The organism is Paraburkholderia sp. GAS33 (genome assembly GCF_050436645.1).
Lineage (GTDB): Bacteria > Pseudomonadota > Gammaproteobacteria > Burkholderiales > Burkholderiaceae > Paraburkholderia > Paraburkholderia phenazinium_B.
Genome location: NZ_JBNDMP010000017.1, coordinates 42,460 through 56,376, shown reverse-complemented (window position 1 = coordinate 56,376; position 13,917 = coordinate 42,460). Strand labels below are relative to the sequence as shown.

Below are 13,917 nucleotides of genomic sequence, written 5' to 3'. Positions count from 1 at the left end.
CTCGGATTATAGAGTCGAAGATGGGGTGAACTGGCGTCCGGCCCCAATCTAAACCCGCCGTCCCATGCGGTTTGCAGCCGGAAAGGCCACAACCATCTGTTAGAATGTGACGCTTTGCAGCCTTGTCCGTTTGCTCTGCCCGTATCGCGTCTCCAGGCGCCGCACCGTGCGCCGTAGCAGACTGGCCGCCGAGCTTCCGGACCCGCCGCCCGCGCCCCGCTTTTTGGACTCGTTCTCCGGAACTCGACATGACGACCTCGTCTCCCGCCCCTACCTCCCTGATGGCCAATGCGATCCGCGCGCTGGCTATGGATGCAGTTCAGCAAGCGAACTCCGGTCACCCCGGCATGCCGATGGGCATGGCCGAGATCGGCGTTGCGCTGTGGTCGCGCCATCTGCGCCACAACCCCAAGAATCCGCAGTGGGCTGATCGCGACCGCTTCGTGCTGTCGAACGGTCACGGCTCGATGCTGCTGTATTCGCTGCTGCATCTGACCGGCTACGACCTGCCGATCGGTGAGCTGAAGAACTTCCGTCAGATGCATTCGAAGACGCCGGGCCACCCGGAATACGGCATGACGCCGGGCGTCGAAACGACCACCGGCCCGCTCGGCCAGGGTCTGGCCAATGCAGTTGGCATGGCGCTCGCCGAGTCGCTGCTCGCTACGGAATTCAACAAGCCGGACGCGAAGATCGTCGATCACCACACGTACGTGTTCGTCGGCGACGGTTGCCTGATGGAAGGCATTTCGCACGAAGCCTGCTCGCTCGCTGGCGTGTTGAAGCTGAACAAGCTGATCGCGTTCTACGACGACAACGGCATTTCGATCGACGGTGAAGTGGTGAACTGGTTCCACGACGACACGCCGAAGCGCTTCGAAGCGTACGGCTGGAACGTGGTGCCGAACGTGATTGGTCACGACGTCGAAGCGGTGGATGCGGCCATCAAGAAAGCCAAACTGTCGGACAAGCCCACGCTGATCTGCTGCAAGACGGTGATCGGCGAAGGCGCACCGACCAAAGCCGGTAGCCACGATTCGCACGGCGCGCCGCTCGGCGAGAAGGAAATCGCGGGCGCGCGTGAGAAGCTCGGCTGGAAGTGGGCGCCGTTCGAGATCCCGGCGGAAGTCTACGCAGCGTGGGATGCGAAGGAAGCCGGCGCGCAAAACGAAGGCGAGTGGAACAAGGCGTTTGCCGCCTATCAGGCCAAGTATCCGCAGGAAGCGGCGGAATTCACGCGCCGTATGGCCAAGCAACTGCCGGCCGATTGGGCACAGAAGGCTCAGGCCATCATCGCCGGTGCGAACGAGCGCGCGGAGACCATCGCCACGCGTAAGGCATCGCAGCAGACCATTGAAGGCCTGTCGACAGCATTGCCTGAACTGCTCGGCGGCTCGGCCGACCTGACCGGTTCGAACCTCACCAACTGGAAGGCGGCCAAGCCGGTGCGCGTCAACGCGGAAGGCCACGCAGCCGGTAACTACGTTAACTACGGCGTGCGCGAATTCGGCATGAGCGCCGCCATCAACGGCATCGCGGTGCACGGCGGCTTCAAGGCATTCGGCGGCACGTTCCTGACGTTCTCCGACTACAGCCGCAACGCGCTGCGCGTCGCCGCGCTGATGAAGGCGCCGTCGATCTTCGTGTTCACGCACGATTCGATCGGCCTCGGCGAAGACGGCCCGACCCACCAGTCCATCGAACACGTCGCGAGCCTGCGTCTGATTCCGCATCTGCAAGTCTGGCGTCCGGCTGACACCGTCGAAACGGCGGTGGCGTGGACTCAGGCGGTTGAGCACCACGGTCCGTCGGTGCTGATTTTCAGCCGTCAGAACCTGCTGTTCTCGGAACGCACGGATGCGCAGATCGCCAACGTCGCCAAGGGCGGCTACGTGCTGCGCGACTGGAACGACGAGATCGTTGCGCGCAAGATCATCCTGATCGCCACCGGCTCGGAAGTCGAACTGGCGCTGAATGCGGTCGAGCCGCTGGCGCGCGAAGGAATTGCAGCGCGCGTGGTGTCGATGCCGGCTACCACCGTGTTCGACCAGCAGGACGCCGAGTACCGCGAACGCGTGCTGCCTACGGGCGTGCGCCGTGTCGCGATCGAAGCGGGTGTGACGGATTTCTGGCGCAAGTACGTGGGTCTGGAAGGCGGCGTGGTCGGGATCGACACGTTCGGCGAATCGGCCCCGGCTGGCGTGCTGTTCAAGCATTTCGGCTTCACTGTCGAGAACGTCGTAGCGACGGCTAAAGCCGCACTCGGCTGATGAGTGTCCGGTTCTCGCCGCGTGGCGTGTATACGACGCCTGGCGGGAACCGGCCTGGCAGAGCCAAATATGGACGTATTTTTTCAGCCATCAGGAGATAGACCATGACGATTCGCGTCGCAATCAACGGCTACGGCCGGATCGGCCGCAACACGCTGCGCGCCTTCTATGAAAACGGCAAGAAGCACGACATCCAGATCGTCGCCATCAACGACCTGGGCGATGCCAACACCAACGCTCATCTGACGCAATACGACACGGCTCACGGCAAGTTCCCGGGCGAAGTGTCGGTAGACGGCGATTACCTCGTCGTCAACGGCGACCGTATCCGCGTGCTGGCTAACCGTAACCCGGCCGAACTGCCGTGGGGCGAGCTGAACGTCGACGTCGTGATGGAATGCACGGGCTTTTTCACGACCAAGGAAAAGGCCAGCGCGCACATCAAGGGTGGCGCGAAGAAGGTCATCATCTCGGCACCGGGCGGTAAGGATGTCGACGCAACGATCGTCTACGGCGTGAACCACAAGGTGCTCAAGGCATCGGACACGGTCATCTCCAACGCATCGTGCACCACCAACTGCCTCGCGCCGCTGGTGAAGCCGCTGAACGACAAGATCGGTCTGGAAAACGGTCTGATGACCACGATCCACGCGTACACGAACGACCAGGTTCTGACTGACGTGTATCACGAAGACCTGCGCCGAGCGCGCTCGGCCACGCACAGCCAGATCCCCACGAAGACGGGCGCTGCATCGGCTGTCGGCCTCGTGTTGCCGGAACTGAACGGCAAGCTGGACGGTTACGCAATTCGCGTCCCGACCATCAACGTGTCGATCGTCGATCTGTCGTTCATCGCCAAGCGCGATACGACGGTGGATGAAGTCAATGCCATCATGAAGGAAGCGTCGGAAGGCGAACTGAAGGGCATCCTCGGCTACAACAAGGCGCCGCTGGTGTCGATCGACTTCAACCACAACCCGGCTTCGTCGACGTTCGACGCGACGCTGACCAAGGTGTCGGGCCGTCTGGTGAAGGTGTCGAGCTGGTACGACAACGAGTGGGGCTTCTCGAACCGCATGCTGGATACGGCTGTGGCGCTCGCGAACGCGAAGTAAGCTCGACCGCTGATGCTGCACTGCGCCTGATTGAATTCAGGCGCAGTAGATTAGAAAGCCGCTCCAAGGAGCGGCTTTTTTATGTGCGTGTGGTTAGGCGGCCCACGCTTCTCTCGCCGGCGGGGCTATGCCTTCGGCACCGGGAAGAACACGCCCGCACGCTGCGCAGCATTGGTGATGTGCGTCTCAATCGCTTTACCGGCCGCGGCGGAATCGCGCGTCTTGAGCGCATCGAGAATCTGGCGATGCTCGTGATAAGTGGAAAGCACCAGCTCGCGCTTGAAGAACGGCATGCGCTGGCTTTCTTTCATGATGTCCGAACTGCTGCGCAGGATCGACTCGATCGCGGCGTTGCCGGCAATGCTGACCATGCGCATATGAAAATCAAAATCCAGTTGCGCGGCTTCATCGAGTTCGTTGCTGGCGAGAGCACCGTGCATCGCGTCGATGTTCTCCTCGAACCACGCGAGGTCAGTGTCGCTGATCGCCAGCGCCGCCATGCGCGCAACGAAGCCTTCGAGCGCAAAGCGCATCTGATACGTATCCGGCAGGGAAGACTGCTCCGCGAAACGCCATGGATTCGCTGAGGACACCTGCGAACTCTCGACATATACGCCCTTGCCCGGACGGATCATCAACAGGCCGAGCGCCTCGAGCGTTGAGAGCGCCTCGCGTAGCGAAGCGCGGCTGATGGCCAGTTCTTCGGAGAGCTGACGTTGTGCGGGCAACAAACTTCCCACCGGATACACGCCGCCCTCGATCCGTTCGCGGATGGTGGCAATGGCGGAGTCGGTGACGGTATGCGGGACGTTCTTCATGATCCTCGACGGAAGCGCGTGGTCTGACCGGCATTGTAATCCCGGGCTTCGACGCACGCATCGCGCAATTAACTGCCTGACAAAAGAGCGCCGCAACAGCCCGAAGAAAGGCGGGTAAACGCCATTTATTTCGACCTTGACGGGACTATATCGGCTTCCTACTATTCGCCATAACAGTACTGGTCGGACCAGTATGAACAGATGAAATCCGTAACCGGGAGAAGGCCGTGTTGAAGTTTTTCAATTCGCTGTTTGGCCGGGTGGTGGTCGCTCTAGTGGCGGGCATCGTGATCGGCGCGCTGTTTCCGCATTTCGCCCAGTCGTTGCGACCGCTCGGCGACGGCTTTCTCAAACTGATCAAGATGGTGATTGGTCCGATCGTGTTCTGCGTGGTGGTGAGCGGCATGGCGCATGCGGGCGATCTGAAGAAAGTGGGACGGGTGGGCCTGAAAGCGGTGGTCTACTTCGAGTTCATGACGACGATTGCTCTGGTGATCGGCGCGGTGCTGGCCTATGTCACGAAGCCCGGCGTCGGCATGAACATCAACCTGCATTCACTCGATGCGGCCTCGCTCAATACGTACACCGAACACACCAAAGATCTGAAGGACACCGCAGGATTTCTGCTGAAGATCATCCCCGATACCGCTTTCAACGCGTTCGCCACCGGCGACATCCTGCAGATTCTCGTGTTCTCGGTGCTGTTCGGTTCGGCTCTGTCGCTGCTCGGCGACAAGGCGCATAAGGTGAGCGGCCTGATCGACGAACTGGCGCAGGTGTTCTTTCGCGTGATGAGCTTCATCATCAAGCTGGCGCCGCTCGGCGTGCTTGGCGCGATTGCGTTTACCACGGGCACTTATGGCGTCGCTTCGCTCGAACAACTCGGATTGCTGGTGGTGGTGTTCTACGCGAGTTGTATCGTGTTCGTGGCCGTGGTGCTTGGCGTCGTCATGCGTCTGGCCGGCTTTAGCGTCTTCAAGCTGATCCGCTATCTGCGTGAGGAAATGTCGATCGTGCTCGGCACGGCCTCCTCCGATGCGGTGTTGCCGCAGGTGATGCGCAAGCTCGAATGGATGGGGGTAAAAGACTCGACGGTCGGCCTCGTGATCCCGACGGGCTACTCGTTCAATCTCGACGGCTTCTCGATCTATCTGACGCTCGCGGTGATCTTCATTGCGCAGGCCACCAATACGCCGCTGTCGCTTCACGATCTGATCGTGGTGGTGCTGGTGTCGCTGGTGACGTCGAAAGGGGCGCATGGTATCCCCGGTTCGGCAATCGTCATTCTGGCCGCGACGCTTTCTGCGATTCCTGCGATCCCGGTACTCGGTCTGGTGCTGATCCTGCCGGTGGACTGGTTCGTCGGCATTGCGCGTGCATTGACGAATCTGATCGGCAATTGTGTTGCCACGGTGATCGTGGCCGTCTGGGAAAACGATATCGACAAAGCCCGCGCTCGTAGCGTATTGAACCGGGAGGCCGCGTTCCTCTATGTTCCCGCAGGCGAAGAAACGAATGTGGCGGGCGTCTCAGTCAATCCCGCGCACGCAACCTGATTCAAACGGCACTGCCAACTACATCTCATCACTGGTCCGTCAGGCGCAACGCAGCGGTACGCCAATACCGGCAACACAAGCAGCCGCGCCAGCGGATTTTCACCCTCTTACCGTGAGACCGAGACCATGGCTACTCCGACCCTCGACCCAAACGCTCCCGCTTTCACGCGCCGCTACATGAACCTGGCCGACCCGCGCCTGGGTGCGCAGGCGCTCTATGCAAGCGATGAATTCTTCGCGCCCAAAGAGCGCATGCTCGAACCGCAGCCGGCGGTGTTCATTCCTGGCAAGTACGACGATCACGGCAAATGGATGGACGGCTGGGAGACCCGCCGCAAGCGCACCACCGGACACGACTATTGCGTGGTCCGGCTCGCGCGCCCAGGCGTCATTCATGGCGTGGACCTGGATACGAGCCACTTCACCGGCAACTTTCCGCCGGCGGCGTCACTGGAAGGCTGCCATGCAGAAAGCGACACGCCGCCCGACAACGCCGACTGGCAAGTCGTCGTGCCCGCGATGACGCTGCAAGGCAATCAGCACCACTACGTGGAAGTCAGCGACCCGCGCGCCTTCACGCACCTGCGTGTGAACCTTTACCCGGACGGCGGTCTCGCGCGTCTGCGTGTCTACGGACAGCCGAAGCGCGATTGGGATCGCGTCGAACGTGCCAGCCTGATCGATCTGGCGGCGATTGAAAACGGCGCCTATCTGGTCGCCGCGAACAACCAGCATTTCGGACCGGCTTCGCAGATGCTGATGCCAGGACGCGGGGTCAACATGGGCGACGGCTGGGAAACGCGCCGCCGCCGCGAGCCAGGCAACGATTGGGCGATCGTCGCGCTGGCGCGACCCGGTGTGATTCGCAAGGTCGAAGTGGACACGGCGCATTTCAAGGGCAATTTCCCAGACCGCTGCTCGCTGCAGGCCGCGAGCGTGACGGGTGGTACGGACGAGTCGCTCGTCACCCAGGCCATGTTCTGGCCGGTGCTGATGGGCGAGCAGAAACTGCAGATGGACCACGTGCATCCGTTTGAGGCCGAACTGTCCAAGCTCGGCCCGGTCACCCATGTGCGCTTCAATATCTATCCGGACGGTGGCGTCTCGCGCCTGCGTCTGTGGGGTGAGTTGGCGTAAGCGAAGCACCCGGAGGAGCATGGCAACGGAGACACCGCAATGAAGATCCTGCAGATGGAGCGCCTGACGCGCGAAGCTTTCGCACCGTTTGGAGACGTGATCGAACTGGACGGCGCACGTCACTTTCCTATCAATGGCGGCACGACCGAGCGCTACCACGATCTTGCGCAGGTCGACGTGGGCGAGCAGGGCGGCCGCCCACTGATCAACCTGTTTCGCGCGCAACCGCGTGCGTTGCCGGTCGAGATCAACATGATGGAGCGCCACCCGCTCGGCAGTCAGGCTTTCCTCCCGCTTTCAGCGTTGAGCTACCTGATCGTCGTCGCGCCGGCTGGCGAGTTCGATCCGGCGCACATGCGCGGCTTCTGGACCGAGGGCTGGCAGGGCGTCAACTACGCAAAAGGGGTCTGGCACCACCCGCTGCTCGCGCTCGAGCGCGTCAGCGATTTCGTGGTGGTGGATCGAGGCGGCGATCAGCCCAATTGCGACGAGATTGCGCTGGCTGAGCCGTGGCATCTCGCGCGTGTTACCTACGCTTACGGCCTCTGAGCAGCTCGAACGCACCGTACGGTAGGCGCTGCGTACCCTGGACGCAAAAAAACCCGGCCGACTGACGACGACCGGGTTTCTCTTTATTACCTGCGTGGCTCGCGAACCATGAGGCTCGCGACGATAATGCCGCTCAATGCTTGCGATGCGGGCAGTTTTCCTTCGTGCAGGCGCCGTACAGCGCGAGCGCGTGCTCCTGCAGCTTGAAACCGCGCTCTTTGGCAATAGCCTGCTGGCGGCTCTCGATTTCCTGGTCGAAGAACTCCTCGACCAGCCCGCAGTCGATACACACCAGGTGATCGTGGTGGGTGCCTTCGTTGAGTTCGAACACGGCTTTGCCGGATTCGAAGTTGCTGCGCGACAAAAGCCCCGCCTGCTCGAACTGAGTCAGCACGCGATAGACCGTAGCAAGCCCGATATCGAGCTCCTCGTGCAGCAGGTTGCGGTAGACGTCTTCCGCAGTCAGGTGGCGCACCGGGCTGTGCTGGAAAATCTCCAGAATCTTGAGGCGCGGTAGGGTCGCCTTGAGCCCGATATTTTTCAGATCGGTTGGATTGGTCATGACAAGGGATCCCTAGAGTACAATGCAGGGTTCTAATAGTAATGTGTTTACGCTGTTCAGGTCATCTTCGATGCAATGAAACTCGCGCGGTCCGCCACAGGCAGGGCCCGCACGGTGAGTGAAATGATTTCAAAATCTCTACTGATCTACCGGGGGAGCCGCATGCGGGGTACCTTGATTGCTGCAGCGACTGTCGCGGTTCTTGCCGGGTGCTCGACCTACGACAGCGTAACGCAGCGAATCGCGCAAAGCATCACGCCTTATCGGATTACCGTTGTGCAGGGCAATTTTGTCTCGGCTGAGGCAGCTGCGCAAATGAAGGTGGGTATGACACGGGACCAGGTGCGCCAGTTGCTCGGCACGCCGCTCCTGGCGGATATGTTCCACGCAGACCGTTGGGACTACGTGTTCTATTTCAAGCGTGGCAATACGAGCGTCGTGCAACAGCGTGACTTCGTCGTGAACTTCTCGGGCGATACGGTTGCGAACTGGTCGGGCGGTCAGGATCTGCCGTCCAACCTTGAATTGCTCGCCGAAATCGACGGCGACAAGCGCGGCAAGAAAGCGTTTGTGGCAGCAGAGGCTGCGGCAGCCAGCGGGGCGGTTGCCGCTTCGGGCGCCGCTGCGGCTACGCCGCCGGCAACGGCCGGCACGGTGTCTGCGCAGTCCATGGATCCGAACGCCGAAGCCGCGCAGGCGGCCAATCGTGCAACGGACGCCGTGCAGGCCCCGAGCGGCAAGATCACGCCGTCGGTGCGCGCAGGTACGCCGACCGCGAACGGTGGTGTGGTCCCGCAAGGCGCCACGTCGCCTGGCGCGCCGCAGTTCCAGTTCACGCGTCCGGCGCCGCCTACCGTGCCGAGCGAACAGCAGGACAACCCGGTGGGACCGGCTGGCTCGCAGAGCAACAACGGGCCGACCTACAACGCACCGCTGACGTCCGCTCCGGCGACCACGGGAACGGGTAGCTAAATACGCTGTCCCTGACAATGACGGGCCGCGTTTAGCGCGCGAGCCCGTCATTTGTGTTTGTTGCGCCTTGTGTTCTGTCCTGTGGGGCGCGCTTTCAGGTGCCCTGTGACGCGCTTTGCGCTTCGCGTTGTTTTTTACCCCGTCGTTTCTAACGTCATATTTCGCGCGTGACTGCCATGAACATTGCTATTGCCGGTGCCTCGGGCCGTATGGGCCGGATGCTGATCGAAACCGTCCTGAACGATTCTGGCGTCAAGCTTTCCGGCGCGCTCGTGCGGACCGGGTCGGCGCAACTTGGTCAGGATGCCGGTGCTTTCCTCGGCAAGCAAACTGGGATTCTGCTGAGCGACGATATCGAGCAGGTGTTCGCCCAGTCCGACGCCCTGATCGATTTCACGCGGCCGGCGGCCACGCTCGTGCATCTCGAAGCGGCGCAGCGCCACAACGTCAAGATGGTGATCGGCACCACGGGTTTCGAAAGCGAGCAGAAGGCGCAACTTCGCGCGGCGGCTGAAAAGATCGGCATTGTCTTTGCCGCCAACATGAGCGTAGGTGTCAATGTCACGCTGAAGCTGCTCGAATACGCGGCGCGGCACTTCGCGACCGGGTACGACATCGAGATCATCGAGGCGCATCACCGCCACAAGGTCGACGCGCCGTCCGGTACCGCGCTGGCGATGGGCGAAGTGATCGCCGGCGCGCTCGGCCGCAATCTCGACGACTGCGCGGTCTATGGCCGCGAGGGCATCACCGGCGAGCGTGACCCGTCCACCATCGGTTTCGCGGCGATCCGCGGCGGCGATATCGTCGGCGATCACACCGTGCTGTTCGCCGGTACCGGCGAACGCGTCGAGATTACGCACAAATCGGCGAGCCGCTTGTCTTATGCACAGGGCGCGCTACGCGCGGCGCGTTTCCTCGAAGGCCACGCAAGCGGCCTGTACGACATGCAGGACGTACTCGGCCTGCGCTGAGCGCACGTATGCTCGGCGTGCGCCCCGTATCCCATCTGCGCACACTTTCCGACGGCGAGGTCCAATGGCAGGCACCGGCATTCTTCACTACCTGCAATCCAGCGACACGATCACCCATGCGGTAGCCTATGTGCTGCTAGCGATGTCGGTGGCGAGCTGGTGTTTTCTGATCGTCAAAAGCTGGGTTCTGAGCCGCGCGAAGCGTCAGGCGTCGCGCGCGATAACCGAGTTCTGGCAGGCGTCGACCCTGACGGACGGCGTCGCGGCGCTGCGGCGTGTCGATAGCGAACGGGTCTTCACGCCGCTCGCCGAAGCCGCGTTGCATGCCTCGGAGGTGGATATCCCCGGTGCGTTGCTCGCACGCGTCGAGCGCAGCGAGCGGGTCTTGCGGGCGCTCCGTCAAGCGCTCACCACCTCGCAGCGGCGGCTCGAGTTTGGCCAGGTGCTGCTGGCATCGGTGGGTAGCACGGCGCCGTTCGTCGGCTTGCTCGGCACCGTGTGGGGCATCTATCACGCGCTCGGCAGTATTGCCGCGAGCGGGCAGGCGATGATCGAAAACGTTGCCGGGCCGGTCGGCGAGGCGCTGATCATGACGGCCTTCGGCCTCGTGGTGGCGATTCCCGCGGTGCTTGCCTACAACGTGCTCGGCCGCATGGTGCGGCAACTGTCCGAGGAACTGGACGGCTTCGCGCACGATCTGCACGCCTATGTCTGCGCGCCCGCTTGAGCGGCGCCGCCGCTCGCATCAGGTGAAACCAGCTTAGCCCAGTTCAGCTTTAGTCAGGCAGGAGGTCGACATGGCATTCGGCGGACTCGAAAAACGGCAGACCGCAGCGCCGATGGCAGAGATCAACATGACGCCGTTGATCGACGTGATGCTGGTGCTGCTCGTGATTTTTATCATTACCGCGCCTTTATTCACACACGCGATCCGGCTTGACCTGCCGAAAGTCGCCGCCGCGCCGGCCCGTCAGACGCCGCAGACGATCTCGCTGTCCATCGACGCGGCGGGCAAGATCTACTGGAACGGCAATGCCCTGACGCTCGACCAGATGCGCGCGCGCTTTGTGGAAGCGGGCAAGCAGCAGGAACAGCCGGAGATCCAGTTGCGCGCCGAGCGCTCGACGCGCTACGAGGTCATCGCCCAGGTGATGGGCGCGGCGCAGCAGGCGGGGCTACAGCGGCTAGGCTTTGTGACGGACCCGCCGCCGCCCGTGCTGGGCCATTAGCCATGCCGCGCGGCGCGCGGCAGACCCCTCGGCGAACGGTATAATCAGCGTTTTCCCCTGCACAAGGGGAAACGACGCCATTTCATCTAGCAGAGCACCAGGCCCGGTGCGAAAGCACCGAACCTAGCGATCCCATCACACCATGCACGAAAAATACGTTCCCTCCGACGTCGAAGCCGCCGCGCAAGGGCAATGGCGCGCCAGCGACGCCTATAAGACAACGGAAATCACCGACAAGCCCAAGTTTTATTGCGTCTCGATGCTGCCGTACCCGTCGGGCAAGCTGCACATGGGCCACGTGCGCAACTATACGATCAACGACGTGATGTACCGCTATCTGCGGATGAACGGCAACAACGTGCTGATGCCGATGGGTTGGGACGCGTTCGGTATGCCGGCGGAAAACGCCGCGATCGCCAACAACGTGCCGCCCGCCAAGTGGACGTACGACAACATCGCGTACATGAAGAAGCAGATGCAGGCGATGGGCCTCGCCATCGACTGGTCGCGCGAAGTCGCCACCTGCAGCCCCGATTACTACAAGTGGAACCAGTGGCTGTTCCTGAAGATGCTCGAAAAGGGCATTGCGTACAAGAAGACCGGTACGGTGAACTGGGACCCGGTCGACCAGACCGTGCTCGCCAACGAACAGGTGATCGACGGGCGCGGCTGGCGCTCCGGCGCTCTGGTCGAAAAGCGCGAGATCCCGATGTACTACATGCGGATCACGCAGTACGCCGACGAACTGCTGAACGACCTCGAAGGCCTTGGCTGGCCCGAGCGCGTGAAGGTCATGCAGCAGAACTGGATCGGCAAGAGCTTCGGCGTGAACTTCGGCTTCCCGTATGAGATCGACGGCGAGCAGAAAGTGCTGCGCGTCTTCACCACGCGCGCCGATACGATCATGGGCGTGACCTTCTGTGCAGTCGCGGCCGAGCATCCGCTCGCCACGCGTCTGGCGCAAGACAAGCCGGAACTGCAGGCGTTCATCGAAGAATGCAAGCGCGGCGGTGTCGCCGAGGCCGACGTTGCAACGATGGAAAAGAAGGGCATGGCCACCGGCTTCTACGTCACGCATCCGCTGACGCAGGAACAGGTCGAGGTGTGGATCGGCAACTACGTGCTGATGAGCTACGGCGAGGGCGCCGTGATGGGCGTGCCGTCGCACGACGAGCGCGATTTCGCTTTCGCGAAGAAGTACGGTCTGCTGATCAGACAGGTGGTGGCGCTCGAAGGCAAGGAATACTCGACCGACGCCTGGCAGGAATGGTATGGCGACAAGGACGGCACGCTGATCAATAGCGGCAAGTACGACGGCATGACTTACACGCAAGCCGTGGATGCGATCGCGAGCGACCTGAAGGATCTGGGCCTTGGCGACAAGCAGGTCACCTACCGTCTGCGCGACTGGGGTGTCTCGCGTCAGCGCTACTGGGGCACGCCGATTCCGATCATCCATTGCCCGACCTGCGGCGACGTGCCGGTGCCCGAGAAGGATCTGCCCGTCGTGCTGCCCGAGGATCTCGTGCCGGACGGCACGGGCAACCCGCTCGCCAAATCCGAAGCGTTCGTGAACTGCACGTGTCCGACGTGTGGCGGCGCCGCGAAGCGCGAAACCGATACGATGGACACCTTCGTCGATTCGTCGTGGTACTTCTATCGCTATGCGTCGCCGGATGCGAAGACCATGGTCGACCAGCGCACCGATTACTGGGCGCCGATGGATCAGTACATCGGCGGCATCGAGCACGCGATCCTGCACTTGCTGTACTCGCGTTTCTGGGCGAAGGTGATGCGCGACATGGGCCTGGTGAATTTCGGCGAACCGGCCAAGAACCTGCTCACGCAGGGCATGGTGCTCAACGAAACCTTCTACCGCGAAAGTGAAGCGGGCAAGAAGACCTGGTACAACCCGGCCGACGTCACCGTGACGCACGACGAAAAGGGCCGTCCGGTCGGCGCCGTGCTGAACTCGGACGGCGAGGCTGTGGTGCTCGGCGGCATCGAGAAGATGTCGAAGTCGAAGAACAACGGCGTCGATCCGCAGGTGCTGATCGACGAGTACGGTGCCGACACGGCGCGTCTGTTTGTGATGTTCGCCTCTCCACCCGAGCAGCAGCTTGAATGGTCGGGTTCCGGCGTGGAAGGTGCGAGCCGCTTCCTGCGCCGCGTTTGGGGCTTTGGCCACGCGAACGAAGCGGCCTTGCGCAAACAGGCTTCGTTCGACGCCGCGCAACTCGGCGAAACGGACAAGGTACTGCGCCGCGAGATCTACAGCGTGCTGAAGCAGGCCGATTTCGATTACCAGCGTTTGCAGTACAACACGGTGGTGTCGGCGGCCATGAAGATGCTCAACGCGCTCGACAGCGCCAAGGGCGCTCACCCCGCCGTGCTGCGCGAATGCTATGGCGTGCTGCTGCGCGTGCTGTACCCGGTTGTGCCGCATGCGACCTATCAGCTGTGGCAGGAACTCGGCTATGCCGACGAATTTGGTACGCTGCTGGACGCGCCCTGGCCGAAGGTCGACGAGAAGGCGCTGGAGCAGGCCGAGATCGAACTCGTGCTGCAGGTGAACGGCAAGGTGCGCGGTGCGGTCACGGTCGCGAAGGACGCCCCGCGCGACGCGATCGAGCAGGCCGCGCTCGCGCACGAGATGTTCGCCAAGTTCAGCGAAGGCAATGCGCCGAAGAAAATCATCGTCGTGCCGGGCCGCCTGGTGAACATCGTCGTTTGAC

The 13,917-nt window shown here is 62.2% G+C and carries 12 protein-coding genes; 10 read left to right on the top strand and 2 right to left on the bottom strand.

Annotated elements, in window-relative coordinates; all coding sequences use genetic code 11:
- The first annotated feature begins 248 nt into the window (after positions 1 to 248).
- Positions 249 to 2,270 carry a transketolase gene (gene tkt / locus P3T24_RS34580; protein ID WP_074262484.1) on the top strand — a complete coding sequence of 674 codons (2,022 nt, stop codon included), beginning with the start codon at positions 249 to 251 and terminating at the stop codon, positions 2,268 to 2,270.
- Positions 2,271 to 2,374: 104 nt separating this feature from the next.
- Entirely contained in the window at positions 2,375 to 3,385 is a 1,011-nt protein-coding gene (gap, locus tag P3T24_RS34575; protein WP_074262483.1) for a type I glyceraldehyde-3-phosphate dehydrogenase, read from the top strand.
- Positions 3,386 to 3,510: 125 nt separating this feature from the next.
- Here the strand turns inward: gap and P3T24_RS34570 are convergent, their stop codons facing one another.
- Positions 3,511 to 4,203 carry a FadR/GntR family transcriptional regulator gene (locus P3T24_RS34570; RefSeq protein WP_429441281.1) on the bottom strand — a complete coding sequence of 231 codons (693 nt, stop codon included), beginning with the start codon at positions 4,201 to 4,203 and terminating at the stop codon, positions 3,511 to 3,513.
- A gap of 227 nt (positions 4,204 to 4,430) precedes the next feature.
- On the opposite strand from P3T24_RS34570, the gene P3T24_RS34565 reads away from it, so the two are divergent.
- From P3T24_RS34565 to P3T24_RS34555, 3 genes are all read left to right on the top strand, one after another.
- Positions 4,431 to 5,759 (top strand): C4-dicarboxylate transporter DctA, encoded by a 1,329-nt coding sequence (locus P3T24_RS34565; protein WP_429441280.1) that lies wholly within the window; start codon positions 4,431 to 4,433, stop codon positions 5,757 to 5,759.
- Positions 5,760 to 5,885: 126 nt separating this feature from the next.
- On the top strand, positions 5,886 to 6,896 hold the full coding sequence (gene alc / locus P3T24_RS34560; protein WP_429441277.1) for an allantoicase: 1,011 nt from the start codon (positions 5,886 to 5,888) through the stop codon (positions 6,894 to 6,896).
- Between the two features lie 39 nt (positions 6,897 to 6,935).
- Positions 6,936 to 7,445 carry an ureidoglycolate lyase gene (locus tag P3T24_RS34555; protein ID WP_074262479.1) on the top strand — a complete coding sequence of 170 codons (510 nt, stop codon included), beginning with the start codon at positions 6,936 to 6,938 and terminating at the stop codon, positions 7,443 to 7,445.
- Between the two features lie 133 nt (positions 7,446 to 7,578).
- On the opposite strand, the gene fur is transcribed toward P3T24_RS34555, so the two are convergent.
- Positions 7,579 to 8,007: a ferric iron uptake transcriptional regulator gene (gene fur / locus P3T24_RS34550; protein WP_074262478.1), complete on the bottom strand. Its 429-nt coding sequence runs from the start codon at positions 8,005 to 8,007 to the stop codon at positions 7,579 to 7,581.
- 162 nt (positions 8,008 to 8,169) lie between these two features.
- On the opposite strand from fur, the gene bamE reads away from it, so the two are divergent.
- The 5 genes from bamE to leuS all read left to right on the top strand — a co-directional run bounded on the left by bamE (position 8,170) and on the right by leuS (position 13,916).
- A complete protein-coding gene (gene bamE / locus P3T24_RS34545; protein ID WP_074262477.1) occupies positions 8,170 to 8,979 on the top strand; it encodes an outer membrane protein assembly factor BamE in 810 nt (269 codons plus the stop codon).
- A gap of 176 nt (positions 8,980 to 9,155) precedes the next feature.
- Positions 9,156 to 9,953 carry a 4-hydroxy-tetrahydrodipicolinate reductase gene (gene dapB, locus P3T24_RS34540; protein WP_429286611.1) on the top strand — a complete coding sequence of 266 codons (798 nt, stop codon included), beginning with the start codon at positions 9,156 to 9,158 and terminating at the stop codon, positions 9,951 to 9,953.
- A gap of 64 nt (positions 9,954 to 10,017) precedes the next feature.
- The gene (locus tag P3T24_RS34535) at positions 10,018 to 10,680 is read left to right on the top strand and encodes a MotA/TolQ/ExbB proton channel family protein (protein WP_429286610.1); all 663 of its coding nucleotides are present in this window, start codon (positions 10,018 to 10,020) and stop codon (positions 10,678 to 10,680) included.
- Between the two features lie 70 nt (positions 10,681 to 10,750).
- A complete protein-coding gene (locus tag P3T24_RS34530) occupies positions 10,751 to 11,182 on the top strand; it encodes an ExbD/TolR family protein (RefSeq protein WP_429286609.1) in 432 nt (143 codons plus the stop codon).
- Between the two features lie 142 nt (positions 11,183 to 11,324).
- Positions 11,325 to 13,916 carry a leucine--tRNA ligase gene (gene leuS / locus P3T24_RS34525; RefSeq protein WP_429286608.1) on the top strand — a complete coding sequence of 864 codons (2,592 nt, stop codon included), beginning with the start codon at positions 11,325 to 11,327 and terminating at the stop codon, positions 13,914 to 13,916.
- Position 13,917: the final 1 nt, after the last annotated feature.

What these genes read in the sequence shown, in the direction of transcription:
- tkt (WP_074262484.1), top strand. Translation starts at nt 249, where the DNA reads ATGACGACCTCGTCTCCCGCCCCTACCTCCCTGATGGCCAATGCGATC.
- gap (WP_074262483.1), top strand. Translation starts at nt 2,375, where the DNA reads ATGACGATTCGCGTCGCAATCAACGGCTACGGCCGGATCGGCCGCAAC.
- P3T24_RS34570 (WP_429441281.1), bottom strand. Translation starts at nt 4,203, where the DNA reads ATGAAGAACGTCCCGCATACCGTCACCGACTCCGCCATTGCCACCATC.
- alc (WP_429441277.1), top strand. Translation starts at nt 5,886, where the DNA reads ATGGCTACTCCGACCCTCGACCCAAACGCTCCCGCTTTCACGCGCCGC.
- P3T24_RS34555 (WP_074262479.1), top strand. Translation starts at nt 6,936, where the DNA reads ATGAAGATCCTGCAGATGGAGCGCCTGACGCGCGAAGCTTTCGCACCG.
- fur (WP_074262478.1), bottom strand. Translation starts at nt 8,007, where the DNA reads ATGACCAATCCAACCGATCTGAAAAATATCGGGCTCAAGGCGACCCTA.
- bamE (WP_074262477.1), top strand. Translation starts at nt 8,170, where the DNA reads ATGCGGGGTACCTTGATTGCTGCAGCGACTGTCGCGGTTCTTGCCGGG.
- dapB (WP_429286611.1), top strand. Translation starts at nt 9,156, where the DNA reads ATGAACATTGCTATTGCCGGTGCCTCGGGCCGTATGGGCCGGATGCTG.
- P3T24_RS34535 (WP_429286610.1), top strand. Translation starts at nt 10,018, where the DNA reads ATGGCAGGCACCGGCATTCTTCACTACCTGCAATCCAGCGACACGATC.
- P3T24_RS34530 (WP_429286609.1), top strand. Translation starts at nt 10,751, where the DNA reads ATGGCATTCGGCGGACTCGAAAAACGGCAGACCGCAGCGCCGATGGCA.
- leuS (WP_429286608.1), top strand. Translation starts at nt 11,325, where the DNA reads ATGCACGAAAAATACGTTCCCTCCGACGTCGAAGCCGCCGCGCAAGGG.